At 67.6% G+C, this 25,936-nt stretch carries 24 protein-coding genes; 11 read left to right on the top strand and 13 right to left on the bottom strand.

The features are described from left to right. Positions 1–148 precede the first annotated feature (148 nt). Positions 149–748 (top strand): C40 family peptidase, encoded by a 600-nt coding sequence (locus AC1IQ6_RS13130; RefSeq protein ID WP_102771329.1) that lies wholly within the window; start codon positions 149–151, stop codon positions 746–748. 40 nt (positions 749–788) lie between these two features. On the opposite strand, the gene AC1IQ6_RS13125 is transcribed toward AC1IQ6_RS13130, so the two are convergent. Beyond that, on the bottom strand, positions 789–1,559 hold the full coding sequence (locus AC1IQ6_RS13125) for an SDR family oxidoreductase (RefSeq protein WP_102771330.1): 771 nt from the start codon (positions 1,557–1,559) through the stop codon (positions 789–791). A gap of 227 nt (positions 1,560–1,786) precedes the next feature. On the opposite strand from AC1IQ6_RS13125, the gene AC1IQ6_RS13120 reads away from it, so the two are divergent. From AC1IQ6_RS13120 to AC1IQ6_RS13100, 5 genes are all read left to right on the top strand, one after another. Continuing rightward, a complete protein-coding gene (locus AC1IQ6_RS13120) occupies positions 1,787–2,446 on the top strand; it encodes a c-type cytochrome (RefSeq protein ID WP_258231349.1) in 660 nt (219 codons plus the stop codon). Continuing rightward, positions 2,443–3,363, top strand: a complete 921-nt coding sequence (locus tag AC1IQ6_RS13115) for a c-type cytochrome (RefSeq protein ID WP_485866470.1) — start codon at positions 2,443–2,445, stop codon at positions 3,361–3,363. Before AC1IQ6_RS13120 ends, AC1IQ6_RS13115 begins: the two co-directional genes overlap by 4 nt. Positions 3,364–3,459: 96 nt before the next feature. Beyond that, complete coding sequence (gene gmk / locus AC1IQ6_RS13110) at positions 3,460–4,092, top strand: guanylate kinase (protein WP_168202110.1); 633 nt, start codon at positions 3,460–3,462, stop codon at positions 4,090–4,092. A gap of 44 nt (positions 4,093–4,136) precedes the next feature. Further along, entirely contained in the window at positions 4,137–4,340 is a 204-nt protein-coding gene (gene rpoZ, locus AC1IQ6_RS13105) for a DNA-directed RNA polymerase subunit omega (RefSeq protein WP_102771334.1), read from the top strand. Positions 4,341–4,362: 22 nt separating this feature from the next. Then, positions 4,363–6,657 (top strand): RelA/SpoT family protein, encoded by a 2,295-nt coding sequence (locus AC1IQ6_RS13100; RefSeq protein ID WP_111825041.1) that lies wholly within the window; start codon positions 4,363–4,365, stop codon positions 6,655–6,657. Positions 6,658–6,669: 12 nt separating this feature from the next. On the opposite strand, the gene glnQ is transcribed toward AC1IQ6_RS13100, so the two are convergent. The 3 genes from glnQ to glnH all read right to left on the bottom strand — a co-directional run bounded on the left by glnQ (position 6,670) and on the right by glnH (position 8,878). Further along, positions 6,670–7,398 (bottom strand): glutamine ABC transporter ATP-binding protein GlnQ, encoded by a 729-nt coding sequence (gene glnQ, locus AC1IQ6_RS13095; protein WP_102771335.1) that lies wholly within the window; start codon positions 7,396–7,398, stop codon positions 6,670–6,672. Next, entirely contained in the window at positions 7,395–8,051 is a 657-nt protein-coding gene (glnP, locus tag AC1IQ6_RS13090; RefSeq protein ID WP_102771336.1) for a glutamine ABC transporter permease GlnP, read from the bottom strand. Before glnP ends, glnQ begins: the two co-directional genes overlap by 4 nt. A gap of 74 nt (positions 8,052–8,125) precedes the next feature. After that, entirely contained in the window at positions 8,126–8,878 is a 753-nt protein-coding gene (glnH, locus tag AC1IQ6_RS13085) for a glutamine ABC transporter substrate-binding protein GlnH (protein WP_102771337.1), read from the bottom strand. A gap of 162 nt (positions 8,879–9,040) precedes the next feature. On the opposite strand from glnH, the gene AC1IQ6_RS13080 reads away from it, so the two are divergent. Beyond that, a complete protein-coding gene (locus AC1IQ6_RS13080; protein WP_485866469.1) occupies positions 9,041–10,075 on the top strand; it encodes a C45 family autoproteolytic acyltransferase/hydrolase in 1,035 nt (344 codons plus the stop codon). A 36-nt stretch (positions 10,076–10,111) separates the two neighbouring features. On the opposite strand, the gene AC1IQ6_RS13075 is transcribed toward AC1IQ6_RS13080, so the two are convergent. From AC1IQ6_RS13075 to nudC, 3 genes are all read right to left on the bottom strand, one after another. Continuing rightward, complete coding sequence (locus tag AC1IQ6_RS13075) at positions 10,112–13,735, bottom strand: hydantoinase B/oxoprolinase family protein (protein WP_479731707.1); 3,624 nt, start codon at positions 13,733–13,735, stop codon at positions 10,112–10,114. Between the two features lie 102 nt (positions 13,736–13,837). Continuing rightward, positions 13,838–14,347 (bottom strand): winged helix DNA-binding protein, encoded by a 510-nt coding sequence (locus tag AC1IQ6_RS13070; protein WP_102771340.1) that lies wholly within the window; start codon positions 14,345–14,347, stop codon positions 13,838–13,840. A 130-nt stretch (positions 14,348–14,477) separates the two neighbouring features. Then, positions 14,478–15,248 (bottom strand): NAD(+) diphosphatase, encoded by a 771-nt coding sequence (nudC, locus tag AC1IQ6_RS13065; RefSeq protein ID WP_102771843.1) that lies wholly within the window; start codon positions 15,246–15,248, stop codon positions 14,478–14,480. Between the two features lie 280 nt (positions 15,249–15,528). Here nudC and AC1IQ6_RS13060 point away from each other — a divergent pair, with 280 nt between their 5' ends. The 4 genes from AC1IQ6_RS13060 (at position 15,529) to AC1IQ6_RS13045 (ending at position 19,697) form a co-directional block, all read left to right on the top strand. Continuing rightward, complete coding sequence (locus AC1IQ6_RS13060; protein ID WP_111825036.1) at positions 15,529–16,503, top strand: TRAP transporter substrate-binding protein; 975 nt, start codon at positions 15,529–15,531, stop codon at positions 16,501–16,503. Between the two features lie 7 nt (positions 16,504–16,510). Next, complete coding sequence (locus AC1IQ6_RS13055) at positions 16,511–17,011, top strand: TRAP transporter small permease (RefSeq protein WP_209165455.1); 501 nt, start codon at positions 16,511–16,513, stop codon at positions 17,009–17,011. Then, positions 17,004–18,305 carry a TRAP transporter large permease gene (locus tag AC1IQ6_RS13050; RefSeq protein WP_102771343.1) on the top strand — a complete coding sequence of 434 codons (1,302 nt, stop codon included), beginning with the start codon at positions 17,004–17,006 and terminating at the stop codon, positions 18,303–18,305. Before AC1IQ6_RS13055 ends, AC1IQ6_RS13050 begins: the two co-directional genes overlap by 8 nt. 321 nt (positions 18,306–18,626) lie before the next feature. Beyond that, positions 18,627–19,697 carry a porin gene (locus AC1IQ6_RS13045; RefSeq protein ID WP_111825034.1) on the top strand — a complete coding sequence of 357 codons (1,071 nt, stop codon included), beginning with the start codon at positions 18,627–18,629 and terminating at the stop codon, positions 19,695–19,697. Between the two features lie 36 nt (positions 19,698–19,733). Here the strand turns inward: AC1IQ6_RS13045 and AC1IQ6_RS13040 are convergent, their stop codons facing one another. The 6 genes from AC1IQ6_RS13040 to AC1IQ6_RS13015 form a co-directional block, all read right to left on the bottom strand. Next, positions 19,734–20,534 carry a putative hydro-lyase gene (locus AC1IQ6_RS13040; protein WP_485866468.1) on the bottom strand — a complete coding sequence of 267 codons (801 nt, stop codon included), beginning with the start codon at positions 20,532–20,534 and terminating at the stop codon, positions 19,734–19,736. 2 nt (positions 20,535–20,536) lie between these two features. Continuing rightward, positions 20,537–21,889 (bottom strand): amidase, encoded by a 1,353-nt coding sequence (locus AC1IQ6_RS13035; RefSeq protein WP_209165457.1) that lies wholly within the window; start codon positions 21,887–21,889, stop codon positions 20,537–20,539. A 54-nt stretch (positions 21,890–21,943) separates the two neighbouring features. Beyond that, the gene (locus AC1IQ6_RS13030) at positions 21,944–22,627 is read right to left on the bottom strand and encodes a DUF2848 domain-containing protein (RefSeq protein ID WP_209165458.1); all 684 of its coding nucleotides are present in this window, start codon (positions 22,625–22,627) and stop codon (positions 21,944–21,946) included. Positions 22,628–22,700: 73 nt separating this feature from the next. Next, complete coding sequence (locus AC1IQ6_RS13025; protein WP_485866467.1) at positions 22,701–23,984, bottom strand: TRAP transporter large permease; 1,284 nt, start codon at positions 23,982–23,984, stop codon at positions 22,701–22,703. Further along, positions 23,981–24,601 carry a TRAP transporter small permease subunit gene (locus AC1IQ6_RS13020; RefSeq protein WP_102771845.1) on the bottom strand — a complete coding sequence of 207 codons (621 nt, stop codon included), beginning with the start codon at positions 24,599–24,601 and terminating at the stop codon, positions 23,981–23,983. The genes AC1IQ6_RS13025 and AC1IQ6_RS13020 overlap by 4 nt, the downstream gene beginning before the upstream one ends. A gap of 159 nt (positions 24,602–24,760) precedes the next feature. Next, positions 24,761–25,807, bottom strand: coding sequence for a TRAP transporter substrate-binding protein (locus AC1IQ6_RS13015; RefSeq protein ID WP_102771347.1), 1,047 nt, complete (start codon positions 25,805–25,807; stop codon positions 24,761–24,763). Positions 25,808–25,936 lie beyond the last annotated feature (129 nt).

The raw sequence follows: 25,936 nt of genomic DNA, 5'->3' as shown, positions 1-25,936 counted from the left end.
GCTGCATTGCACTACAAATGTAATGAAACTTTATTCCATTACAATGTCGTGGCAATCCGGGGTCATGCGTCCCGGAACCGCCCCCTTTCCGCCGGCTTGCCTGCCCAGGCAAAGCCATGCCGCCCACTCCGATTCCTGAAGTGACGTAATGACGCCGCCCACGCGAAAAGCCCGAACTGCCCGATTCCGCATCCCCGTATTCCTGTCAGCGCCCATCATCGCCCTGACGCTCTCCTGGATTCCCGACGCCGCCCAGGCGTCGCTGCGATCCGAACAAGCCCGCCCGACGCTCAACGGCCTGCGCCTGGCCCAGGAACCCACCGTGCCCACCCTGCGCGACCGCGTGGTGCAGGCCGGCCTGGACGCCATCGGCACCCCCTACAGCTGGGGCGGTGACGACGCCGAAGGTTTCGATTGCAGCGGGCTGGTGCTGTATGTGTTCCGCGAGATCGCCGGCCTGGAACTGCCGCGCACCGCGCGCGCCCAGCGCACCGCCGGCGAGTCGGTCGGCAACAAGAAAGAACTGCGCCCCGGCGACCTGGTGTTCTTCGCCACCCGCGGACGCGGCGTGACCTCGCACGTGGGCATTTATATCGGCCAGAACAAGTTCGTGCATGCGCCGCGCCGCGGCACCAAGGTGCGCGTGGACGAAATGCAGAATTCCTATTGGGCCAAGCGCTACGTCGGCGCGCGGCGCTACCTGGATACGAAACCGGGCCAGATGCTGGCCCAGGTCGATTCGAACTGACGGGTCGCTGCAAAGGCGCGGCGCCCCGCCGCGCCCGGTATCAGCCGCGCCCGACGAAAGGCATGTTGGTGGCCATGATGGTCATGAACTGCACGTTGGCGTCCAGCGGCAGGCGCGCCATGGCCGCCACCGCCTGGGCCACATGGGCCACGTCCATGCGCGGCTCGACCTTGGTGCTGCCGTCGGCCTGAAGAATGCCGGCGGCCATGCGCTCGGTCATGTCGGTGGCCGCGTTGCCGATGTCGATCTGGCCGCAGGCGATGTTGTACGGCCGGCAATCCAGTGAAATCGACTTGGTCAGCCCCGTCACCGCGTGCTTGGTGGCGGTATAGGCGATGGAGAACGGCCGCGGCGCATGCGCCGAGATCGAGCCGTTGTTGATGATGCGCCCGCCGCGCGGATTCTGCGCCTTCATCACGCGGATGGCGGCCTGCGCGCACAGGAACATGCCGGTCAGGTTGGTGTCGACCACCTCGCGCCACAGCGCCACCGGCAGTTCTTCGATGGGCATGGCCGGCGTGCCGCGCCCGGCGTTGTTGAACAGCACGTCCAGGCGGCCGTATTCCCGCTGCGTGGCGTCGAAGAGCTCGCGCACCGCCTGTTCGTCCGATACGTCCGTGGGCACCACCAGCGCCCTCACCCCGTCTTCGCCCGCCGCCGTGCGGGTTGCCTCGAGCGGATCGCGCCGGCGTCCGGCCAGCACGACCCGATAGCCTTGCGCCAGGAATTCCAGCGCCACCGCGCGTCCTATGCCGGTGCCGGCGCCGGTCACCAGGGCTACGCGCGGGGGATCGATCTCGTTCGTCTGCATCGGATTCTCCTTGTTATCAATCCGCGAGATGCTACCCGAATCGCCTGCCGGATGCTGCAAGCGAAGGTTCCAATCCGAACACCGTTTCCCCAGGCGTTACGCCATCAAACGACCGTTTTGGTGTTGATCCGTCACAAGTATTTATATAATTTTGAGGAATTAGCTTATTACCAGATTCACCACTACGGAGCAGGTTTCATGACCCACGGTCCTTATCCGGCGCGCTCATGCTGGGCGCGCTGTACGCCGCCTCGGCGGCCGCCCAGGGCGCGCCAGACGGCAAACAGATCAGCACGCAGGGCGCCAACGGCGCGCCGGCCTGTATCACCTGCCACGGCGCGCGCGGCGAAGGCAATCCGGCCGCCGGCTTCCCGCAGCTGGCCGGCCTGGGCGCGAGCTACCTGCAAGAGCAGCTCGACGCCATGGCCAACGGCTCGCGCGTCAGCCCGGTCATGGCCGCCACGGCCAAGGCGCTGGACCCCGCGCAGCGCGAAGCCGTGGCGCGCTATTACGCCGAACTGCCCTCGCCGCTGGACCTGGACCGCCTGGCCGCCACCGCCATGCAGCCGGCCAGGCCGGCCGACACCGGCGCCTGGCTGGCCACCCGCGGCGCCTGGGACAAGAACGTGCCCGCCTGCAACCAGTGCCACGGACCCGGCGGCATCGGCGTGGGCCAGAATTTCCCCGCGCTGGCCGGCCAGCCCGCGGCCTATATCGCCGGACAATTGCGCGCCTGGCGCCAGGGCCAGCGCCCGCCCGGCCCGCTGGGCCTGATGCCGGCCGTGGCGACCCGCCTCTCCGAAGACGAAATCGACGCCGTCTCCGCCTACTACGCCGGCCTGCCCAAGGCCGCCACCTCCACCGCCGCTACCGGAGCAAAACAATGACCGCCCTGCGCCTGCGCCTGCTCTGCGCCGCCGCCGGCCTGGCCGCGTCCGCCTCGCTGTCGGCCGCCGAGCCGCGTCCTTCGTTCACGCCGCCTTCGGCCGCGTCCCTGCCCGACGACGAGTTCGGCAAGGCCGTGCGCGAAGGCGAGCAGATCTTCCTGCACACGCCGAAACTGGCCGGCAAGTTCGTCGGCAACGACCTGAACTGCGTCAGCTGCCACCTGGACGCCGGCCGCCGTCCCGATTCCGCCCCGATGTGGGCCGCCTACGTGCAGTATCCCGCCTATCGCGCCAAGAACGGCCACGTCAACACGCTGGCCGAGCGCCTGCAGGGCTGTTTCCGCTTCAGCATGAACGGCAAGGCGCCGCCGGCCGACGATCCCACGCTCACGGCCCTGCAGACCTATATGTTCTGGCTGGCCAGCAAGGCGCCCACCGGCGTCAAGCTGGAGGGCCAGGGCTACCGCAAGCTGCCGCCGCCGGCCAGCAAGGCCGACTACGTGCGCGGCAGCAAGGTCTACGCGCAATATTGCGCGCTCTGCCACGGCGCCGAGGGCCAGGGCCAGAAGAACGGCAAGCACTGGGTGTTCCCGGCCCTGTGGGGTCCGGATTCCTTCAACTGGGGCGCGGGCATGCACCAGATCGGCAACGCCGCCGGCTTCATCAAGGCCAACATGCCGCTGGGACAGGCCGGCATGCTGAGCGACCAGGAAGCCTGGGACGTCGCCTACTTCATGAACGCGCATGAACGCCCGCAGGACCCGCGCTATACCGAGTCGGTCGCGGCCACGCGGGCCAAGTATCACGACAGCGAGGATTCGCTGTACGGGATCGAGGTCAACGGCCATCTGCTGGGCAGCGAGGCGCCGGCCCCCGGCGGCAAGCTGAACGCGGCAGGCGCCAGGACCGGCGGCTGAGGATCGCGGAATATGCGGCGCGGCCAGGGTTTTCGCCCTGCCGCGCCGCGCGATTTGCTATCCTCTCAGTCTTAGCATTACGCCCCGATCACATTCATGCACGCCAACCCCGGAAACGTCTTCATGGTCGTCGCGCCCAGCGGCGCCGGCAAGTCCAGCCTGGTCAAGGCCTTGCTGCAGCAAGACCCTTCCATCCTGCTCTCCATTTCCTGCACCACCCGCGCCCCGCGCCCCGGCGAAGAAGACGGCCGCGAATACCGCTTCGTGTCCACGGCCGAATTCCAGCGCCTGCGCGAAGCCAACAACCTGCTGGAATGGGCGGAAGTGCATGGCAATTTCTATGGCACGCCGCGCGACCGCATCGACGAAGCCACCCGCGCCGGACGCGACGTGCTGCTGGAGATCGACTGGCAGGGCGCACGCCAGGTCCGCCAGCGCTTTCCGGGCGCGATCGGCGTGTTCGTGCTGCCGCCGTCCATCGACGAACTCGAAAGCCGGCTGAAGGCGCGCGGCCAGGACGAACCGCAAGTGATCGCGCGCCGGCTGATGGCCGCCGGCGGCGAAATCGCGCACGCGCCTGAATGCGAATATGTTATTATTAATCAAGAATTTAGCGTAGCCTTGTCGGAATTGACTCAAATAGTCAGCGCCGCCCGGCTACGTTTTTCGTCTCAGGCCGCCCGGCACAGCCAGTTGTTCTCGCAACTCGGCATCCCGGCCGAACACTGAAGCGCAAGCATTCTCCCTATCCTCCATCAGCACCAGGTGTCCTAATGGCTCGCATTACCGTCGAAGACTGTCTGACTCAAATCCCCAATCGTTTCAAGCTCACGCTGGCCGCGACCTACCGCGCCCGCGAGCTGGCGCAGGGCCATGCCCCGCGCCTGGACAGCAAAGACAAGCCCACGGTCACCGCCCTGCGCGAAATCGCCGGCGGCCTCACCGGCGTGGAAATGCTGCGCAAGGTTCCGACCTGATCCGATTCGGGGGGCGGCAAGCATGGCTTTTCCCGGGCTGAAGTACGCCTCATCTGGTCTGCTTGCCGCACTGCGCGCCGGCTCCCGTCTCGGGCGCCGCACGGGCAAGAAAGCCAAGAACCTCCCCGCGCCGCCGTCCGTCGCCGCCCAGGAAGCGGCGGACGCGACCGCCTCGCCGGTCGCCTCGCTGGCGCCGCTGACCGAAATCATCGGCAGCTATCTCGACAAGAAAGACGTGGAGCGCGTGCGCGAAGCCTATCGCTTCGCCGACCAGGCGCACCTGGGCCAGTTCCGCGCCAGCGGCTCGCCCTACATCTCGCATCCCATCGCGGTCACTGAAATCTGCGCCGGCTGGAAGCTCGACGCCAACGCCCTGTCCGCGGCGCTCTTGCACGATGTCATGGAAGACCAGGGCATCGCCAAGCACGAGCTGGCCGAGAAGTTCGGCCCCGAGGTCGCGGAACTGGTCGACGGCCTGTCCAAGCTGGACCGCCTGGACTTCGCCACCAAGGCCGAGCAGCAGGCCGAGAGCTTTCGCAAGATGCTGCTGGCGATGGCGCGCGACGTGCGCGTCATCCTCATCAAGCTGGCCGACCGCCTGCACAACATGCGCACGCTGGACGCGGTCAATCCCGAAAAGCGCCGCCGCATCGCCCGCGAAACCCTGGACATCTACGCGCCCATCGCGCACCGGCTGGGCCTGAACCTGCTGTTTCGCGAACTGCAGGACCTGTGCTTCGCGGCCATGTACCCGAACCGCTATCAGGTGCTGTACAAGGCGGTGCTGGCCGCGCGCGGCAACCGCCGCGAGGTCATCACCAAGATCGCCGATTCGGTGCGCGCCGCCCTGCCCGCCGCCGGCATCGAGGCCGAAGTCACGGGCCGCGAAAAAACCCTGTTCGGCATCTACCGCAAGATGGTCGACCAGAAGAAGTCGTTCTCCGACGTGCTCGACATCTACGGCTTTCGCGTCATCGTGCACACGCTGCCGGAATGCTATCTGGCGCTGGGCACGCTGCATCAGCTCTACCGCCCGGTGCCGGGCAAGTTCAAGGACTACATCGCCATTCCCAAGGTCAACGGCTACCAGTCCCTGCACACCACGCTGGTCGGCCCCTACGGCACGCCGGTGGAATTCCAGTTCCGCACGCGCGACATGCATCACGTGGCCGAGGAAGGCGTGGCCTCGCACTGGCTCTACAAGGGCGCCGACCTGACGCTCAACGACCTGCAGAAGCGCACCCACCAGTGGCTGCAATCGCTGCTGGACATCCAGAGCCAGACCGGCGACTCCGGCGAATTCCTGGAGCACGTCAAGGTCGACCTGTTCCCCGACGCGGTCTATGTGTTCACGCCGCGCGGCAAGATCATCTCACTGCCCCGCGGCGCCACGCCGGTGGACTTCGCCTACGCGATCCACACCGACATCGGCAACCAGGCGGTGGCGGCCAAGGTCAACGGCGAGTTCGTGCCGCTGCGCACCGAACTCAACAGCGGCGACACGGTGGAGATCGTCACCTCCCCCGCTTCGCGGCCCAATGCGCAGTGGCTCAACTACGTGCGCACCGGCCGCGCGCGCTCCGAGATCCGCCACTACCTGCGCACCGTCAAGTACGAGGAATCGGTGGCCTTCGGCGAGCGCCTGCTCGGCCAGGCCATGCAGGAACTGCGCATGCCGCTGCCGGCCACCGACGACCCGGCCTGGCAGAAACTGGCGCGCAGCACCGGCGCCAGCTCGCGCGAGGAAATCCTGGCCGACATCGGCCTGGGCAAGCGCCTGGCGGCCGTCGTGGCGCGCCGCTTCGCGCCCGAACACCAGCTGGTCGCCACCACCGCCGCGGCCGTGGACGAACTGACCTCGGCGCGCAGCGCGCCCATCCTGATCCAGGGCAACGAAGGCCAGGCCGTGCAACTGGCGCCCTGCTGCGGCCCGCTGCCGGGCGATCCCATCGTCGCCGGCATGCGCATGGGGCACGGGCTGGTGGTGCACACCGCGGACTGCCCCGTGGCGCTGCGCCAGCGGCTGCGCGAACCCGAACGCTGGATCAACGTGGGCTGGGACGCCCACACCGCCAAGCACCTGTCCACGCGCCTGGACATCGTCACCCGCAACGAGCGCGGCGTGCTGGGAAGGCTGGCCGCCGAAGTCACCGCGGCCGACGCCAACATCATGCACGTCACCATGCACGACGACGCGGTCTCGACGGTGTCGCTGCACCTGACCATTCAGGTCGACAGCCGCAAGCACCTGGCGCAGGTCATCCGCGCCATCCGCCACGTGCCGCAGGTGCAGAAGATCGTGCGGGTGAAGGGGTAGGCGCCGGCCGCGTCAGGCCACGTGCTGCAGGAAATCCTTCAACCGCTGGCTGGGCGGGTTGCCCAGCAGTTCGGCCGGCGGGCCGTCGTGGGCGATCTTGCCGGCGTCGATGAAGATCAGGCGGCTGCCGACCTTGCGGGCGAATTCCATTTCATGCGTGACGACCACCATGGTCATGCCCTCTTCGGCCAGGTCGCGCATGACCTTCAGCACCTCGTGGCGCAGCTCCGGGTCCAGCGCCGAGGTGGGCTCGTCGAACAGCATCAGCTTGGGCTTGATCGCCAGGGCGCGCGCGATCGCCACGCGCTGCTGCTGGCCGCCTGACAGCTCCGAAGGATAGTGGTTCATGCGCTCGGCCAGGCCGACCTTGGCCAGCAGGCCCTCGGCCAGTTCGCGCGCCTCGTCGCGGCTCTGGCCGCGCGTGTGCACCGGCCCGAACATGACGTTCTCCAGCGCCGTCATCTGCGGAAACAGATTGAACTGCTGGAACACCATGCCGGCTTCGCGGCGGATTTCGCGCACCTGCGCCGCCCCGCCCAGGACGCTCAGGCCGTCGACCAGCAGGTCGCCGCCGTTGATGGTTTCGAGCACGTTGATACAGCGCAGGAAGGTGGACTTGCCCGAACCCGACGGGCCGACCACCACCACCACTTCGCCCGCGTCGATGCTCAGCGAAATCTCGTCGAGCACCGTCGACTCGCCGAATCGTTTGGTGACTTCGTGAAATTCGACCATGCTCATAGTATGCGCATCCTTTTTTCGACCAGGTGCAGCGTCAGCGCCAGCAGGCCGGTCAGGATCAGGTAGATGATGGCCACCGCCGACCAGATCTCGACCGCGCTGAAGTTGCTCGCCATGATTTCCTGGCCCTGGCGGGTCAGTTCGGCCACGCCGATCACGATGAACAGCGACGAGTCCTTCAGGCTGATGATGCACTGGTTGCCCAGCGGCGGGATCATGCGGCGAAACGCCACCGGCCCGATGATGTAGAACAGGATCTTGTGAAACGGCAGCCCCATGGCCTGCCCGGCCTCTTTCAGGCCCTTGTGCACCGACAGCAGCGAGCCGCGCACGATCTCGGAGATGTAGGCGCCCGAGTTGATGATGAGCGTGGCGATGGCGGCCCATTCCGCCTCGACCCGGATATCGGCCAGGAGCGGCAGCGCGAAGTAGATGAACATCACCTGCACGACGATCGGCGTGCCGCGGATGACCGCGACGTAGACCTGCGCGATGGCCGAAAGAATGGGATGCCCGTAGGCGCGGGTCACGCCCGATAGCGCCCCCAGCAGGAAACCGCCGACCAAGCCCCAGAAGGTGATCTTGATCGTCATCAGCGTACCCTCCAGCAGGTTGGGTAACGCGTCTTTGATTACAGTCCAGTCGAACTCCACGATAGTCCCCCCATGATCCGGCAAGGGGCGCCCGCAAGGCGCGGGCGCCCAGGTAGCGGTTCAAGCCCGGGACGTCAGGGCTTCTTGCCGAACCACTTCTCGTAGATCTTGTCGTATTCGCCGTTGGACTTGAGGGTGGCCAGCGCCTTGTTCACCTGCGGCACCAGGTCGCTGCCCTTGGGGAAGGCGATGCCGTAGAAGTCGCCGCTCTTGACCGAGCCGACCACCTTGACGCGGCCCTTGCCCGCCGTGTTGGCGTAGTACTGGACATTGGGCGTGTCGTGCACGGCGGCGTCCACGCGCCCGGTGGCCAGTTCCAGGTAGGCATTGTCGATGTTGGGGAAGAGCTTGAGCTTGGCGTCCGGCACCTGAGCCTTCAGGAAGTCCACGGTGGCGGTGCCGGTCTTGACCGCGACGCTCTTGCCGGCCAGGGACTTGGCGTCCTTGATGTCGGTGTTCTTTTCGCCGACCAGGATGGACAGGCCGCTTTCGTAATAGGGATCGGAGAAGTCGACGACTTTCTTGCGGTCGTCGCGGATGGTGATGCCGGCCAGCGCGGCGTCGATGTTCTTGGTCTGCAGGCCGGGGATGATGCCGGCGAAGTCCATGGGCTGCAGCTTGTATTTCAGGTTGAGTTCCTTGGCGATGGCCGCCCAGAGATCGACGTCGAAGCCCGTGTAGGTGTTGCCCTGCTTGAACTCGAACGGAACGAAAGCGGTATCGGTGGCGACCACCAATTCCTTGCCTTGGGCCTGGGCGGCGGAGACGGCGCCGAACATGGCCAGGGACAGGCCGGCCAGCGCGGCGGCGACTTTGCGTTTGATCATGAAACTCTCCTCTTGGGGAACCGTCGGCCCCCCTCGGTTGTTGTAAGGGCATGATTCCTGGGCTACACCGAGTCCTCGGGGCAACTTACCGAGGATCTTAACGCATCCCCTACACCGGCTGCTTCCGAAAAAATACAATCGGCTGGACACCCGGAGAATCACATGGCCTACAAGTACGTGCGCATCTGTGGAAACCGCCGCCAGGCCGGCGTGGCGCTGGGCAAGCTGGCCCGCCCCATCATGTCCGCCTATCTGGCGCAAAGCGGCACCTGGGAAGCCTTGCGGCCGTGGCGCGGCCACGCCTTCCTGGACGAACTCGGGCAGCAGGCCCGCGCCGCGCTGCCGGCGGTCTGGGAAGAGCTGGAGGGGCTGGCCGAGGGCCTGCGCCTGCCGCTGGAGGACGTGCTGCTGTGGAATTGCCGCGGCGACCTGCTGCACAGCACGGCCGACGGCTGCACGTCGGTGGCCCTGCGGACCGCCGACGGCGCGCGCTGGATCGCGCACAACGAAGACGGCGACCCTTACCTGCGCGGGCGCTGCCACCTGGTGGACGTGGCGCTGGACGACGCGCCCGGCTATCTGAGCTTCTACTATCCCGGCTCGCTGCCGGGCCACACTTTCGGGGCCAACCGCGCCGGCCTGGTCCAGACCATCAACAACCTGCGCACGCGCCAGCGCCATCCCGGCGTGCCGCGCATGCTGCTGGCGCGCGCCGTGCTCGACTGCGCCACGCTCGACGAGGCCGTGGCGCTCTTGCGCGCGCTGCCGCATTCGGGGGGCTTTCACCATCTGCTGGGCGCCGCGGACGACCCGCGCATGTTCAGCGTGGAGGTCGCGCCCGGCGCCACCTCGGTGCTCGATACCGGCCCGCGCTACGGCCATGCCAACCACATGGTGCACGCGCAGACCGCCGGGCTGGCGCAGGTCATCACCGACTCTTCGCGGGCGCGCCAGCACCGCATCGAGCGCATCGTGGACGGCTGGTCGGCCGGCGCCGGCAGCGCCGACCTGCTGGCCGCGCTGCACGACACCGAGGGCGATCTGCCCATTCTGCGCATGGCGGCGGACGATCCCGACGAGGAGAACACCCTCGCCACCGCGATCTTCGAGATCCGCGACCCGGACGTGACGCTGCGCGTCTACGACCGCAGGAACAAGGCGGAGATCGCGCTGGACGTCATGTCGGAACCGGAGTGAAGCGCACGGGCGCCGCCAGCGCGGCGCCCGGCGGCATCAGGCCTGTCCGTAGCCGCCGCCTCCCGGCGTCTCGATCACGAACACGTCGCCCGGATGCAGCTGCGCGCTGTCCTGCGGGCCCAGCTCCTCGACGCTGCCGTCGGCGCGCTCGACGGCGTTGCGGCCCATCGCGCCGGGCTGCCCGCCGGCCAGGCCGAAGGGGGCATAGCGGCGGTTGTTCGACAGGATGGCCGCCGTCATCTCCTCCAGGAAGCGGACGCGGCGGATGCCGCCGTCGCCGCCGGGATAGCGCCCCGCTCCGCCCGAGCCCTTGCGGATCTCGTACGACTCCAGCCGCACCGGAAAGCGGAACTCCAGCACTTCCGGATCGGTCAGGCGCGAGTTGGTCATGTGCGCCTGCACCACCGACGTGCCCGCGAAGCCCGGATCGTGCGGGCCGGCGGCGTCGATGCGTACCGGCCCCGCGCCGGTGCCGCCCGAGATGGTCTCGTAGTACTGATGGCGCGCGTTGCCGAAGGTGAAGTTGTTCATCGTGCCCTGGCTGGCGGCCAGCACGCCGAGCGCGCCGTACAGCGCGTTGACGATGCACATCGAGGTCTCGACGTTGCCCGCCACCACCGAGGCCGGCGGATTCGGGCGCAGCATCGAGCCTTCCGGCAGGATGATGGACAGCGGCACCAGGCAGCCGTCGTTCAGCGGGATGTCGTCGTTGACCAGGGTGCGGAACACATACAGCACCGCCGCCACCGCGATGGCGCCGGGCGCGTTGAAGTTGTTGTCCAGCTGCGGCGAGGTGCCGGTGAAGTCCACCACCGCGCTGCGCGCCTCGGTGTCCACCCGCACGGCCACGCGGATCACCGCGCCGTTGTCCAGCGGGTACTCGTAGCTGCCGTCCTTGAGCACCGAGATCACGCGGCGCACCGCCTCTTCGGCGTTGTCCTGCACGTGCCCCATGTAGGCGCGCACCACGTCCAGGCCGAAGTGATCGCACATGCGCAGCAGTTCCTGCACGCCTTTCTCGTTGGCGGCGATCTGCGCGTGCATGTCGGCGATGTTCTGGTCCGGGTTGCGCGCCGGCCAGCGGCCGGAGCCCAGGATGCCGCGCGCCGCCGCCTCGCGGAACTCGCCGTTCTTGACCAGCTGGAAGTTGGTGAAGAGCACGCCTTCGTCTTCCACGGTCCTGGAATCGGGCGGCATGGAACCGGGCGTGGTGCCGCCGATGTCGGCATGGTGGCCGCGCGAGCCCACGTAGAACAGGATCTCGCGTCCCTCGCGGTCGAACACCGGGGTGATGACGGTCACGTCCGGCAAGTGGGTGCCGCCGTGGTAGGGATCGTTGACCACATAGGCGTCGCCGGGCGCCATGCGGCCGGCGTTGGCCTGCATGACGGTGCGCACCGACTCGCCCATGGAACCCAGGTGCACCGGCATATGCGGCGCGTTGGCGATCAGGCGGGCCTGCGCGTCGAAGATCGCGCAGGAAAAGTCCAGACGCTCCTTGATGTTGACCGAATAAGCCGTGTTCTGCAGGCGGTAGCCCATCTGCTCGGCGATGGACATGAAGAGGTTGTTGAACACCTCCAGCATGACGGGGTCGGCCTGCGTGCCGATGGCGCGACGCTCCGGACGGGCCTCGACGCGGCGGATCACGAAGTGATCCTGCGCGGTCAGCTCGGCCTGCCAGCCCGGTTCGACCACGGTGGTCTGGTTGGGCTCGGAGATGATGGCCGGACCGGCCACCACGTCGCCGCCCGCCATGTCCTCGCGCACGTACAGGGGCGTGTCGCGCCAGGCGCCGCCGCTGTACATGCGCACGCTGCGGCGGGCGGCCAGCGCGCCTTCGCGCACCCGGGCCGCCTGCGCCGCGGCGACGCGTTCGCCGCCGCCGGTGGCCTCGACCGAAATGGTCTCCACCACCAGTTCGCGGTCGGGCATGAGGAAGGAATAGCGCTGGCGGTAGGCGGCCTCGAAATCGCGGCGCACCTGCTCCAGCCCGCCGTACGCGACTTCCAGCGCGGTGTCGGTGCCGCGGTATTTCAGGTGCAGGCGGCGCTGCACGGCGATGTCGCCCTCGGCCACGTGCTGGCGGCGCAGTTCGCCCACCGCCTGGCCCGCCAGTTCGTCCAGCTCGCCCGCCAGCTCGCCCATCAGTCCGGCGTCCAGCACCTTCTCCACCGTCTTCTGGCGCATGTCGGTCTGGTCGGCCAGGCCCATGCCGTAGGCCGACAGCACGCCGCCCAGCGGATGCGCGAACACGGTGGTCATGCCCAGCGCGTCGGCCACCAGGCAGGCGTGCTGCCCGCCCGCGCCGCCGAACACGGTCAGCGCGTACTCGGTCACGTCGTGGCCGCGCTGCACCGAAATGCGCTTGATGGCCTCGGCCATGTTGCCCACCGCGATTTCCAGGAAGCCCTCGGCCAGCTGTTCCGGCGTCATGTCGCGGCCGGTGGCGGCGCGCACTTCATCGGCCATGGCCTGGAAGCGCTGCGCCACCACGTCGCGGTCCAGCGCCTCGTCGGCGTTGGGACCGAATACCTTGGGGAAGAAATCCGGCTGGATCTTGCCCAGCAGCACGTTGCAGTCGGTCACCGCCAGCGGGCCGCCGCGGCGGTAGCAGGCCGGGCCGGGATTGGCGCCGGCCGAATCCGGGCCCACGCGCAGGCGCGCGCCGTCGAAATGCAGGATAGAGCCGCCGCCGGCGGCCACGGTGTGGATGCTCATCATCGGCGCGCGCATGCGCACGCCCGCCACCAGGGTTTCGAACTCGCGCTCGAACTCGCCGGCGTAGTGCGACACGTCGGTGGAGGTGCCGCCCATGTCGAAGCCGATCACCTTGGGAAAGCCCGCCGTCTCGCTGGTGCGCACCATGCCCACGATACCGCCGGCCGGGCCGGACAGGATGGCGTCCTTGCCGCGGAAGCGGTGCGCGTCGGTCAGGCCGCCGCTGGACTGCATGAACATCAGGCGAATGCCGGGCAGCTCGCCGGCGACCTGGTCCACGTAGCGCTTGAGGATGGGCGACAGGTAGGCGTCGACCACCGTGGTGTCGCCGCGCGACACGAATTTGATCAGCGGGCTGACCTCGTGCGAGGCCGAGACCTGCGGAAAACCGATATCGCGGGCGATGGCGGCGGCGCGCGCTTCATGCTGCGGCGCGTGCCAGGCGTGCATGAAAACGATTGCAACGGCGCGGATGCCGGCGTCATGGGCGGCCTGCAGGCCGGCGCGCAGGCTGGCTTCGTCCAGCTCGCGGATCACCGCGCCGTCGGCCGCCACGCGCTCGTCGGCTTCGAACACCGACTCGTACAGCATCTCGGGCAGCGCCACGTTGCGGTCGAACAGGCGCGGCCGGTTCTGGTAGGCGATGCGCAAGCCGTCGCGAAAGCCGCGCGTGGTCACCAGCAGCGTGCGCTCGCCCTTGCGTTCGAGCAGCGCGTTGGTGGCCACCGTGGTGCCCATCTTCACGCATTCCACCTGCTCGGCGGGCACCGGCTGGCCGGGCGCGATGCCCAGCAGCTTGCGGATGCCGGCCACCGCCGCGTCGCGGTACTGCTCGGGGTTCTCCGACAGCATCTTGGCCGTGGTGGTGGTGCCGTCGGGACGGCGCGCCACGATGTCGGTAAAGGTGCCCCCACGGTCTATCCAGAATTGCCACTTCATAGGTGTCCTTGAATACAGAAAGCCGCCGCGGCGCTGGGCGCGGCCGGTTGCCAATGGCGGGGACATGCCCCGGATCTTTATTGATATGGGTGCGCGGGCCGCTCAGAGCGACGTCGCGGCCCGGGCCGCCTGGTCGTACAGGCCGGACAGCGCGCGCAGCGTATGCGCGAGCTGGCGGCTGAACTCCAGCCCGCCCGCGCCCGGCGCGTTCAGGCCCGAGGTCAGGCACTGCTCGCGGATGTCGGCGTAGCGCTTGAGCACCGCCGCGCCCTCTTCCGTGACGCTGTAGAACACTTCCTTGCTGCTGCGTTCGCCGCGCACCACGCCGATGCGCTCCAGTTTCTTGAGCGAATAGCTGACGATGTGGGTGTCCTCGACGTTGAGCGTGAAGCAGATGTCGGCCAGCTTCTTGGCGCGCTGCCGGTGATAGACGTGGTGGAACACCATCACGTCGGTGGCGGTCAGGTCGGGCAGCCCGGCCGCGGCCATGCAGCGCACGGTCCAGCGGTCGAAGGCGTGGCCGGCGATCATCAGGCCGAATTCCACCTCGGACAGGTCAGGCGCGCTGCCGCTGGCGAGATGGGCCGATGAAGCGATCAAGGCGGATTTCATGGAAAGCGGGAGCCGGGTTAGTCTGGACGAAATACTAATAATTTATCGACATTTCATCAATAAAAAGCCATCGTCAGACGGCCGATTTCCCCGCTTTACAGGGAATACCCCTAGGCCTTGGAAAAAATCGTCAGGGCGCCGACCAGCCCATCGGCAGATTGGCACGGATCAGCGAGCCGGCAATGGAAATACGCGCCGCGATCTCGGGCATGGGATCGCCCGGGCCGAACCAGCGCGCGTCGGCGATCTCGTCTTCCTGCACGCGGATCTCGCCCGAGACGTAGTCGGCCGTGAACGCCACCATCAGCGAATGCGGGAACGGCCAGGACTGGCTGCCGAAGTACCGCAGGTTGCCGACCTTCAGGCCGACCTCTTCGAGCACCTCGCGGTGGATGGTCTGCTCGATGCTCTCGCCCGGCTCGACGAAGCCCGCCAGCGCCGTGTAGCGCGCCGTCGCCGTGGCGGTGTGGCGCGCCAGCAGGATGCTGTCGCCCTTGCGGATCAGCACCATCATGGCCGGCGAAATCCGCGGATAGGCCGAGAACCCGCAGGACGGGCAGCGCAGACAGAATTCCGTGGGCGAACGCTGCGCCCGCTCGCCGCAGGCGCCGCAGTAGCGGTGCGTGCGGGCCCATTCGGCGATCTGGTAGGCGCGCCCGGCCAGCGCCATGCGCTCGTCGTCGAGCACGCCGAACAGCGAACGCAGCTTGCGGAACGCATAGCCCTCGGGCGCGTCGACGCCGGGCTCCACGTGCACGGTGCGGTGGGGCGTGTCGGGCAGCATCCAGATCGGCTGCAGCACCTCGGCGCGCACGCCGATGCGTTCGCACAGATCCATGTCCGGCAGCACGCCGGAATCGGCTTGGACCAACAATTCATCACGACGAAAAACGAAATTCACGCGCAGCCTCGGCCCATGCAGTAAATAGCGCAATCTTAGAAGAAAAACAGCGGCCGCAAGCGGCGCGAACGCGCAGCGTCCAACGATTGAACCCTCAAGCATCGCGGGTCCGCGCGCCGCCCTAGGAATAACCCGTAAAGACGCGATTTCACGCGCCCCGCCGCCGCACGGCAACTTAGAATGGCACGGCTTTTCAGCTGCGCGTCATTGCCGCAGCGCTCGCTTTCGCAATGCCTGTCGGGCACCGCCCGGCTCTACCATACGCAAGGAAGAACCACCCATGTACAAGAAACTTTCCCTGTTGGCCGGCAGCATCGTCCTGGCGTTCAGCGCGGGCGCGCAGGCCCAGACCAAATGGGACCTGCCCAGCGCCTACCCGGCCAGCAACTTCCACGTCGAAAACCTGACCTCCTTCATCAAGGACGTCGACACGCTGTCGCAAGGCAAGCTGAAGATCACGCTGCACAACAACGCCTCGCTGTACAAGGCGCCCGAGATCAAGCGCGCGGTGCAGGGCAACCAGGCCCAGATCGGCGAAATCCTGCTGACCAACTTCGCCAACGAAGATCCGGTCTACGAACTCGACGGCCTGCCCTTCCTGGCCACCGGCTACGACGCTTCGTTCAAGCTGTACCAGGCGCAGAAGCCGTTCCTGGAGAAGAAGCTGAACGCGCACGGCATGACGCTGCTGTACGCCGTGGCCTGGCCGCCCCAGGGCATTTTCGCCAACCGCGACATCAAGCAGGTGTCCGACATGAAGGGCCTGAAGTGGCGCGCCTACAGCCCCGTGACGGCCAAGATCGCCGAACTGGTCGGCGCCCAGCCGGTGACGGTGCAGCAGGCCGAACTGGCGCAGGCCATGGCCACCGGCGTGATCGATTCCTACATGTCCTCGGCCTCCACCGGCTACGACACCAAGACCTACGAGTACATCAAGAAGTTCTACGACACCCAGGCCTGGCTGCCCAAGAACGCCATCATCGTCAACAAGAAGGCGTTCGACGCGCTCGATCCGGCCACCCAGGCCGCGCTGAAGAAGGCCGGCGCGCAGGCCGAGGAACGCGGCTGGAAGCTGTCGCAGGAAAAGAACAAGTGGTACCAGCAGGAACTGGCCAAGAACGGCATGGAGACCATCCAGCCCACCGCCGAACTGAAGTCGGGCCTGTCGGAAATCGGCAAGCGCATGCTGGATGACTGGCTCAAGAAGGCCGGCGCGGACGGCCAGGCCATGATCGACGCCTACAAGAAGCAGTGATATTTCCATGCGCCGCTTTCTAGATGGTCTTTACGGCGCGGCCGGCCTGCTGGCCGGCCTGTGCACGATCGGCGTACTGGTTTCGGTGCTGGCCGCGATCATCGCGCGCCAGCTCCACATGAACATCCCCGGCACGGACGCCTATGCCGGGTACTTCATGGCCGCCGCCGGCTTTCTCGCCCTGTCCAGCACCTTCAAGCACGGCGAACACATCCGTGTGACGCTGCTGCTCAATTCGCTCAACCCGGCCGCCAGCCGCCGCCTGGACATCTTCGCGCTGTCCGTGGGCTGCGTGCTGGCCGCCGCCTTCGCGTTCTTCAGCATCAAGCTGACGTACGACTCATGGCAGTTCAACGACATCTCCACGTCCAACGACGCCACGCCGCTGTGGATTCCGCAGATCAGCATGGCGATCGGCACGGTGCTGTTCCTGGTCGCCCTGATAGACGAACTGATCCGACGCCTACGCGGCCAGGCCGCCGCCACTTCGCAGCAAACCCATGAATGAAATTCTCGTCATTACCCTATTGGTCGTCTCGATCTTCGCGCTGCTGGGCTGCGGAGTCTGGGTCGGCCTGACCCTGGCGGGAACGGCCTGGATCGGCATGGAGATCCTCTCCAGCCGTCCGGCCGGCGACGCCATGGCCGTCACCATCTGGGGCGCGGCCTCCAGCTGGACCCTGACCGCGCTGCCGCTGTTCCTGTGGATGGGTGAAATCCTGTTCCGCACGCGCCTGTCGGAAGACCTGTTCAAGGGCCTCGCGCCCTGGCTCAACCGGCTGCCGGGCCGCCTGCTGCACACCAACGTGATCGGCTGCGCCATCTTCGCCGCGGTCTCGGGCTCGTCGGCGGCCACCTGCGCCACCGTCGGCAAGATGACCATCCCCGAGCTGACGCGCCGCGGCTACCCCGAGGACAAGATCCTCGGCACGCTGTCGGGCGCCGGCACGCTGGGCCTGCTCATCCCGCCTTCGATCATCATGATCGTGTACGGGGTGGCGGCGGACGTGTCCATCGCCAAGCTGTTCATCGCCGGCATCGTGCCCGGCCTGCTGCTGGCCGGGCTCTTCATGGGCTATATCGCCTGGTGGGCGATCCGCAATCCCAAGGCGGTGCCGGCGGCCGATCCGGGCCTGACCTTCATGCAGAAGCTGTCGCGCTCGCGCCACCTGATCCCGGTGCTGCTGCTGATCGCGGCGGTGCTGGGCTCGATCTATTCGGGCATCGCCACCGCCACCGAAGCCGCGGCGGTGGGCGTGGTGGGCGCGCTGATCCTGTCGGCGCTGCAGGGCTCGCTGAACCGCTCCAGCTTCATGCAGTCGCTGCTGGGCGCCACCCGGCTGTACTGCATGATCGCGCTGATCCTGGCGGGCGCGCAGTTCCTGACGCTGGCGATGGGCTACATCGGCCTGCCGCGCGCGCTGGCCGAGTGGATCGGCGGCCTGGGCCTGTCCCAGTTCGGGCTGATCATGGCGCTGATGGTGTTCTTCATCGTGCTGGGGTGCTTCCTGGACGGCATTTCCATCGTGGTGCTGACCATGGGCGTGCTGCTGCCGACGGTGCAGGCCGCCGGCCTGGACCTGATCTGGTTCGGCATTTTCATCGTGTTCGTTGTAGAAATGGCACAGATCACGCCGCCGGTGGGCTTCAACCTGTTCGTGCTTTCGGGCATGAGCGGCAGGGAATTGCCGTACATCGCGCGCGCCTCGATGCCGATGTTCTTCCTGATGATCCTGGCCGTGCTGCTGCTCTATCTGGTGCCCGGCATAGCGACCTGGCTGCCGCAGCACATGACGCTGTAGTGCCGGGCCCCTCGCCCCGAAAACCCCGGTTTGCGCCGGGGTTTTTTATTTTTCCGGCGCTCTCGCGGTTTGCGATTCTGTAAACCCGGGAAAACGCCGAACGAATCCGTCCCCTGCTGGCGCGCCAACTTTTCTAGAATCCCGAGGCGCCCATGCCGCTTGCCGGCATGGGTTCAGTTGTGCCACCTGGGCGGCCGCCCGGACCCGCGCTTACCCCAAGCGTCGGAGCGGCCGGCCCGGCGCCCGGCGATCCGCCGCGCGCATCTGGCCGGGCCACAAGCCCGGCGCAACCAAGAACAGCTACATCAGGAGGAGACCCGCATGAAACGCATCACCCTATCGCTCGCCCTTGCCGGCCTGGGCATGGCCGCCGGCACGGCGTCCGCCGAGACCAGCGTCACCCTGTACGGTATCGCCGACGTCAGCATCCGCTACCTGAGCACCAGCTCCGGCGCGGTCGGCGAAGACGGCAGCCGAGTGTCGATGGAGAACGGCGCCATTTCCAACAGCCGCTGGGGCCTGCGCGGCTCGGAAGACCTGGGCGGCGGCAACCGCGCCTTCTTCCGCCTGGAGAACGGCATCAACCTGCAGAACGGCAGGGGTTCGGACACCAGCAAGGCCTTCAGCCGCCTGGCCTACGTGGGCCTGGACGGCGGCCAGATCGGTACGCTCACCCTGGGCCTGCAGAACACGCCGATGTTCGACCTGCTGGCCGATTACTTCGATCCGCTGACCGTGGGCAACTACGACCAGAACGCCTGGCTGCCGGCCGCCATGTCGCGCGTGCGCACCAACAACATGACCAAGTACGCCAATACCTTCGGCGACCTGTCCATGGTGCTGTCGTGGGCCAACGGCGAAGACTGGGACGACCACAAGGCCGGCCAGCAGTACGGCGCCAGCCTGCGCTACACCATCGGCCAGCTGGGTCTGGGCGCGGCCTACCAGCAGACCTACGCGGGCACCGATTCCGACCTGCGCCAGCGCGTCTGGAACCTGAACGCCTCGTACCAGTTCGACGGCGCCAAGCTGTTCGTCGGCTACTACAACGGCCGCGACGAAACCGGCTGGGTCAATGGCGTCATGGGCGGCACCACCACCGCCAACCTGGACCGCAAGGACAACGGCTACTTCGCCGGCGTCACGTGGCAGGCCACGCCGCGCTGGGCCATCACCGGCGCGGCCTACTTCGACCAGAGCAAGAACGTCGAGGAAGAAGGCGACAAGGGCAAGCGCTACGCGCTGGTCGCCGTGGCCGAGTACTCGCTGTCCAAGCGCTCGCAGCTGTACGGCACCGTGGACTGGAACAAGGTCAGCGACGCCGCCAGCGGCGAAATCGCCGGCAAGAGCAACCAGGTCGGCGCCGCCGTGGGCTTCCGCCACATCTTCTGATGTCTCTCGGCCGGGCTCCGCGGAGCCCGGCTTGCGCTACACCGCCATCCGGCTGTTGATGAGATCGGTGACCAGCATGTGCCCGGGCGCGTGCGTGATGCAGAATTCCGGCCGCACCGAGGCCACCACCGACTGCGGCGTCACGCCGCAGGCCCAGAACACCGGCATCTCCCCTTCCCGTATTTCCACCGCGTCGCCGTAGTCCGGGCGATCGATGTCGGCGATCCCGATCAAGGCCGGGTCGCCGAGGTGCACGGGCGCGCCATGCACCGACGGAAAGCGCGAGGTCACCTGGATCGCGCGGATCGCGTCGGCGGCCTTCAGCGGCCGCATCGACACCACCAGCGGCCCGCCGAACACGCCGGCCGGGTGCGTCTGGATGCTGGTGCGGTACATGGGCACGTTGCAGCCCTGCTCGATGTGGCGCACCGGCAGGCCGTTATCCAGCATGGCTTCCTCGAACGAGAACGAACAGCCGATCAGGAACGACACCAGGTCGTCGCGCCAGATGTCGCGCACGTCGGTGGGCTCGGCCACCAGCTCGCCGTTCTTCCATACGCGATAGCGCGGAATGTCGGTGCGGATATCGATGTCCCCGCCCAGCTCGGGCAGCGCCGGATCGCCCGGCTCGGACATGGCCAGCAAGGGGCACGGCTTGGGATTGCGCTGGCAGAAATGCAGGAAATCCGCCGCCAGCGCGCGCGGCAGGATCGCCAGGTTGGCCTGCACGTGGCCCGGCGCCAGGTTGGCCGTGGGGCCGGTCAGCCGGCCGCTGCGGGCGTCCAGGCGCACCTGGCGCGCCGCCTGCGCGCCGGCTCGCATCGAATTGGCGATCATGGCTAGCCTCTCGCTTGCGCCAGCAGTTCCTCGACGGCCAGGCCGATGGCCAGCACGCGGCGGTCGGCGCCGTTGCTGGCCGCGATCATCAGGCCCACGGGCGCCGTGCCCGCCGCATGGCAAGGCAGCGACAGCGCGCAGCCGTCCAGGAAGTTGATGAGCGTGGGATTGCGCAGGATCAGGCCGTTGGCCGCGTAATAGGCTTCGTCGGCGGCCAGGTCGGCCACCGCCGGCGCCACGATGGGCGTGGTCGGCATGATCAGCGCGTCGTAGCCGGCGATGCGGTGGTCCACCGCCGCCACCCAGGCCTCGCGGGCGTCCAGCAGGTCCAGGTAGTCGGCCGCGCTCATGTCCTTGCCGCGCATGATGCGCGACACCACGCGCGGGTCGTAGCGCTGGCCGGCGCGCGCGATCAGGTCGCGGTGCCAGGCCCAGGCCTCGGCCGCGGTGAAGCCGCCCTTGGCGTTGATGGCGGCCAGCTGCGCGAATTCCGGCACGGCGATCTCGTCGACCAGCGCGCCGGCCTCGCGCAGCCGCGCGACCGCGGCCTCGAAGCTGGCGGCCACGTGGCTGTCCATGCCGTCCAGCGCCAGCGTGGTCGGCACCGCCAGGCGCAGGCCGCGCAGCGGCAGCGCCTGCGGCGCCGGGCCGCCGTCGCCCGACAGGATCGCGTCCAGCTCGGCGCAGCAGCGCACGCTGGCGGCGATGGGGCCGATCGAGTCCAGGTTGGCCGACAGCGGCAGCACGCCTTCCATCGACACGCGCCAGGCGCTGGGCTTGAAGCCCGTCAGGCCGCAAAGCGCAGACGGAATGCGCACCGAGCCGCCGGTGTCCGAGCCGATGGCGGCCACGGCCATGCCGTCGGTGACCGACACCGCCGCGCCCGAGGACGAGCCGCCGGGAATGCGGCCGGTGGCGCGGTCGTACGGATTCAGGGGGGTGCCGTAGTGAGGGTTGATGCCCAGGCCCGAGTAGGCGAACTCGGTCATGTTGGTGCGGCCGATGATGACGGCGCCGGCGGCGATCAGGCGCTGCACCACTTCCGCGTTGGCGTCGGCGGCGGGTTCTCCGGCGCGCGCCACCGAGCCGGCCATCGTGGTCTCGCCCTCGACGTCGAACAGGTCCTTGATGCTGATGGGCAGGCCTTCGACGGCCGAGCGCACGATGCCCGCCGCGCGCAGCGTGTCCGACGCGCGCGCCTGGGCCAGCGCCGCCTCGGCATACAGTTTGGTGTAGACGCGGGCGCCCTCGCCCGCCTCGTCGCGGGCGCGGGCCAGCGCGGCCTCGGTGAGCGCCACGGACGTCGTGCGGCCCTCGTTCAGGGCCTGGTTCAGTTCGTTCAGGGTCGGAAACATAGTCATCCTGGTGCCGCTGGGCGGCTCAAGTACACACGGGGACGGCCGGCGGCCTCAGGCCACCACGGGCAGCGTCTCCACATGATAGCGGTGGCGCAGGCTGCGCTGGCGGCGCGGATCGTAGAGTTCCATGGTGAAGTCCACCGACGGGCGGATGCCGCCGATGGCGCCGACCGTGCCGCAGGTCATGCCCGCGCCCGCGGGCAGCACGGCGCTGCCGCCGGTGTAGCCGGCCACCAGGTCCTGCGGCGTGCGCAGCGAGGCCAGCGGGCCTTCCTGGTACAGCACTTCCGCGCCGTTCTCCACGATGTACGAGCGGATGACCAGCTCGTCCCAGTAGTCGGCCACGTCGGCCAGGCGCCATGCGCCCGTGGCCAGGGGCTTGACGCAGACCTGCTTGGACATGGCCACGCTGTAGGTTTCGAGCTTGCGGTCGGTGTGGTCCGACGCGATGCTGACGTACATCTCGCCGTCGATCGCGAACACGAAGGTCTCGACCTCGCCGGAGGAATCCTCGCCCAGCGCCTGCACGGTCTCGTCCTGGGTCAGCTGGTTGGCGGCGATGCGGTAGTACAGCGGCACGCTGCTGGGACGCGGCACGCCGATGGCGGCCAGTTCCTCGATGTGGTGCTCGATGGCGGCCATGTCGCGTCCGGCCCAGCCGGCCACGATCACGGAATTGAACTCGACTTCCACCCGGCGCGGCTGGGAATCTTCGATCTGGAATACGGCTTTCATATCTGTCCTGCGGAATCTGAGAGGTAAAGGACGCGGCGCCCGCCGCGTCCGAAAGAAGGTTTGCGGCGGCGCCCTAGCCGAACACGCGCGGCAGCCACAGCGCCAGGTCGGGCCAGAACGCCAGCAGCGCGAGCATCACGAACATGGCCACCACGAACGGCAGGCTGCCGACGATGACCGCGTTCATGGACCCGCTCTTGCGCAGGCTCTGCACCACGAACAGGTTCAACCCGACCGGCGGCGTGATCAGCGCGGCCTCGACCAGGATGATGATCACGATGCCCAGCCAGATGGGATCGAAGCCCAGGCCGATCATGATGGGCGCCACGATGGGAATGGTGGTGATCATCATGGAGAGGGTTTCCATGAAGCAGCCCAGCACCAGGTAGAAGATCACCAGGATCAGCAGCATCCAGCCCGGCGACAGGCCCAGCCCCGAGATGGACTGGGTCAGCGCGTCGGTCAGGCCGGTGGCCGACATGACGAAGTTCAGGAAACTGGCGGCGATCACGATCAGCATGATCATGGCCGTCGAACGCATGGTGCCTTCCATCACCTCGCGCAGCATCGACCACGTCAGGCGGCGGAACCAGGCGGCCAGGATCAGCGCGCCCAGCACGCCCAGCGCGGCGGCCTCGGTCGGCGTGGCCAGGCCGGCGTAGATGGAGCCCACCACCAGGAAGAAGATCCCCATGGGCGGCGCCAGGTGCACCAGGCTGGCGATGCGCTGGCCCCACGTGGCCTGGACCTTCTTGCCGCCCCACGACGGCTTGGCCACGCAGGCCAGGACCACGGTCAGCATGAACAGCGCCGCCATCGCGAAGCCCGGGATGATGCCGGCCAGGTACAGCTTGGGCACCGAGGAATTCGTCAGCACGCCGTAGATGACCAGGTTGATGGACGGCGGAATCAGGATGCCGAGCGTGCCGCCGGCGGCCAGGCTGCCCAGGAACAGCGGCTCGTTGTAGCCGTACTTGCGGATCTGCGGAATGGCCACCGTGCCCACGGTCGCGGCCGTGGCCACGCTGGAGCCCGAGGTCGCCGAGAACAGCGTGGAGGCGCCGATGTTGGCGTGCATCAGCCCGCCCGGCAGCCACGACAGCCACAGGCTCATCGCGCCGTACATGCGCTCGGCGAAGCCCGCGCGCAGCAGCACTTCTCCCAGCATGATGAACAGCGGAATCGCCACCAGCAGGAATTCGTTGTTGGTGCTCCAGGAAATCTCGCCGATGGCGCGCGTCAGCGGCAGCATGGAAAAGAGCGGGTCCAGGATCAGGCCCAGCACGCCCAGCGCGGCGCCTACGGGAATCGACAGGCCGATCAGCACCAGCAGCAGGATCAAAGCGGTGGAAATCATGCGGCGTCTCCCTTGACCATGCGCTCGCCGGCGGCGGCTTCTTCTTCAGCTTCTTCCTGCGCCGAGCGCACGCCGCAGATGTTCCTGACCAGTTCGATATCGCCGGTCACCAGCGCCGCCGAGGCGCGCGCCAGCATCAGCGCCACCGTCACGCACATCCACGCCAGGCCCAGTGCCCACAAGCCCTGCGGAATCCACAGCGGCGTCGCAAGCGGCGTATTGGCGGCGGACTTCTGCGTCCACGAGGCCTGCACCACTTCGGAGGCGTAATACGTCAGGTACACCATGAAAACCGCCAGCGCCACCAGCGAGATCCAGTCCAGCACCGCGGCGACGCGCACGGGCATGTGCTGATAGAGCACGTCCACGCGCACATTGGCCCGCTGCAGCGTCGCGAACGCCAGCGCCCACGAGGTGCTGATGGCGAAGGCGTAGCTGGACAGCTCATCGGCCCCGCCAGTCGTGAACCCCAGAAATTTACGCGCGAGCACATCGAACGAAATCAGCAGCACGCTGGCCACCGTCAACGCGCCGCCGGCCCACACCGCCAGCCGCGAAAAACTCTCCGCGCGCCGCAATATGCCGCCCAGCAGGCGAAAGTGTTCGGTTTGAGTCATAAAAAAAACCTTTGCAGAGTCAGGCACACAACCCGCCCCGCCATGTAATCAGCACCGAGCGGCAACAGCCTCCCCCAATCGGGATGCCGAGGATCCGGCTCCGCCGGTCCTCAGGCATGCCCCCCTGGGGGGGAAGCGCGCAGCGCTTCGGGGGGGGCTCTACTTCTTCGCCACGACGCCCAGCGTCTTGCCGATCGTGGCGTTGAAGTCGTTCACGCATTGCGCCGAGCAGCGCGCGGCCCACTTGGGCAGCACGGCTTCCTGCGTGACCTTCTTCAGCAGTTCGCGGTCCGCGTCCGTGGGCTGGACCAGGACCATCTTGCCCTTGACCGGGTACGGGCACGCGGCCGCGCCGGTGTTGCAGTCATAGCCCTCCTGGGTCTGGCGCGCCGCGGCGTCCCAGATGTCGTCGACCAGGGTCTTCACGTTGGTCTGCAGGAAGCTGCGGACCTTGGGATCGAGCTTGTCCCAGGCCTTCTGGTTGACGGCGTGGATCTGCTGGTTCCAGTTGATCGGCAGCGCCACCAGGTGGGTGGAGACCTCGTACCACTTGGCCGAGTAGCCCGACAGCGAACCCGTGATGGCGCAGTCGACCACCTTGTTCTGCAGCGCCGGCACCACTTCGCCGAACGCCATGGTCACGCTGGAGCCGCCCAGCGCCTCGACGAACTCGGCCGTGGTGCGGCTGCTGGTGCGGACCTTCTTGCCCTTGATGTCGGCCAGGCCCTTGATCTCGGCGTTGCAGAACAGCACCTGCGCGGGATAGGTCGAGATGCCCAGCAGCTTGACGTTGCTGCCCTCGCCGTACAGCTTGGCGTAGACCGGCTCGAATGCGTCGGTCACGGCGCGCGCGGTCTTGACGTCGGGCGCCAGGCCGGCCAGGTCGATCGCCTCGTTGATCGGGTTGTCGCTGGCGAAGTACGCCAGCGTGGCGGTGCCGAACTCGACCACGCCCTGCGACATCAGGCGCAGCAGCTCGGGACCCTTGAGGCCCATTTCGTTGAAACCCTTGATCGTGGCCGTGACCTGGCCCTTGGAGAGCTCGGGGATCGTCTTGGTCCAGAACGGTTTTTCGTAGTCGTTGTAGGCGGTCAGGTTGCTCAGGCCGCCCACCACCTTCAACTGGGTCTTGGGCAGGTCTTGCGCCTGGGCGGCGCCGGCGAGCAGGCCGGCGGCGACTGCGGCGAAAACTAGAGACTTTTTCATGGACAAAACTCCTAGCTGGCGGGATGGTATGCCGCGCGCGGGACCCCGTTATCCCGGTGGCGCGCGGATGGCTGATCGGGAGTCAGTAGCCCCGCGGCGATCGTAGATGCGCCGCCATTGCAGCGTCAG

This window comes from Achromobacter sp. MUI-25009338, assembly GCF_057359325.1.
This window is presented reverse-complemented; position numbering and strand designations above follow the sequence as displayed.

Coding starts and splice junctions, on each gene's coding strand:
- AC1IQ6_RS13125 (WP_102771330.1), bottom strand. CDS start 1,559: ATGCAGACGAACGAGATCGATCCCCCGCGCGTAGCCCTGGTGACCGGC.
- AC1IQ6_RS13120 (WP_258231349.1), top strand. CDS start 1,787: ATGCTGGGCGCGCTGTACGCCGCCTCGGCGGCCGCCCAGGGCGCGCCA.
- AC1IQ6_RS13040 (WP_485866468.1), bottom strand. CDS start 20,534: ATGATCGCCAATTCGATGCGAGCCGGCGCGCAGGCGGCGCGCCAGGTG.
- rpoZ (WP_102771334.1), top strand. CDS start 4,137: ATGGCTCGCATTACCGTCGAAGACTGTCTGACTCAAATCCCCAATCGT.
- AC1IQ6_RS13115 (WP_485866470.1), top strand. CDS start 2,443: ATGACCGCCCTGCGCCTGCGCCTGCTCTGCGCCGCCGCCGGCCTGGCC.
- AC1IQ6_RS13045 (WP_111825034.1), top strand. CDS start 18,627: ATGAAACGCATCACCCTATCGCTCGCCCTTGCCGGCCTGGGCATGGCC.
- AC1IQ6_RS13015 (WP_102771347.1), bottom strand. CDS start 25,807: ATGAAAAAGTCTCTAGTTTTCGCCGCAGTCGCCGCCGGCCTGCTCGCC.
- AC1IQ6_RS13050 (WP_102771343.1), top strand. CDS start 17,004: ATGAATGAAATTCTCGTCATTACCCTATTGGTCGTCTCGATCTTCGCG.
- AC1IQ6_RS13130 (WP_102771329.1), top strand. CDS start 149: ATGACGCCGCCCACGCGAAAAGCCCGAACTGCCCGATTCCGCATCCCC.
- AC1IQ6_RS13020 (WP_102771845.1), bottom strand. CDS start 24,601: ATGACTCAAACCGAACACTTTCGCCTGCTGGGCGGCATATTGCGGCGC.
- glnH (WP_102771337.1), bottom strand. CDS start 8,878: ATGATCAAACGCAAAGTCGCCGCCGCGCTGGCCGGCCTGTCCCTGGCC.
- AC1IQ6_RS13025 (WP_485866467.1), bottom strand. CDS start 23,984: ATGATTTCCACCGCTTTGATCCTGCTGCTGGTGCTGATCGGCCTGTCG.
- AC1IQ6_RS13035 (WP_209165457.1), bottom strand. CDS start 21,889: ATGTTTCCGACCCTGAACGAACTGAACCAGGCCCTGAACGAGGGCCGC.
- AC1IQ6_RS13030 (WP_209165458.1), bottom strand. CDS start 22,627: ATGAAAGCCGTATTCCAGATCGAAGATTCCCAGCCGCGCCGGGTGGAA.
- gmk (WP_168202110.1), top strand. CDS start 3,460: ATGCACGCCAACCCCGGAAACGTCTTCATGGTCGTCGCGCCCAGCGGC.
- AC1IQ6_RS13075 (WP_479731707.1), bottom strand. CDS start 13,735: ATGAAGTGGCAATTCTGGATAGACCGTGGGGGCACCTTTACCGACATC.
- AC1IQ6_RS13070 (WP_102771340.1), bottom strand. CDS start 14,347: ATGAAATCCGCCTTGATCGCTTCATCGGCCCATCTCGCCAGCGGCAGC.
- glnQ (WP_102771335.1), bottom strand. CDS start 7,398: ATGAGCATGGTCGAATTTCACGAAGTCACCAAACGATTCGGCGAGTCG.
- AC1IQ6_RS13055 (WP_209165455.1), top strand. CDS start 16,511: ATGCGCCGCTTTCTAGATGGTCTTTACGGCGCGGCCGGCCTGCTGGCC.
- AC1IQ6_RS13080 (WP_485866469.1), top strand. CDS start 9,041: ATGGCCTACAAGTACGTGCGCATCTGTGGAAACCGCCGCCAGGCCGGC.
- AC1IQ6_RS13100 (WP_111825041.1), top strand. CDS start 4,363: ATGGCTTTTCCCGGGCTGAAGTACGCCTCATCTGGTCTGCTTGCCGCA.
- AC1IQ6_RS13060 (WP_111825036.1), top strand. CDS start 15,529: ATGTACAAGAAACTTTCCCTGTTGGCCGGCAGCATCGTCCTGGCGTTC.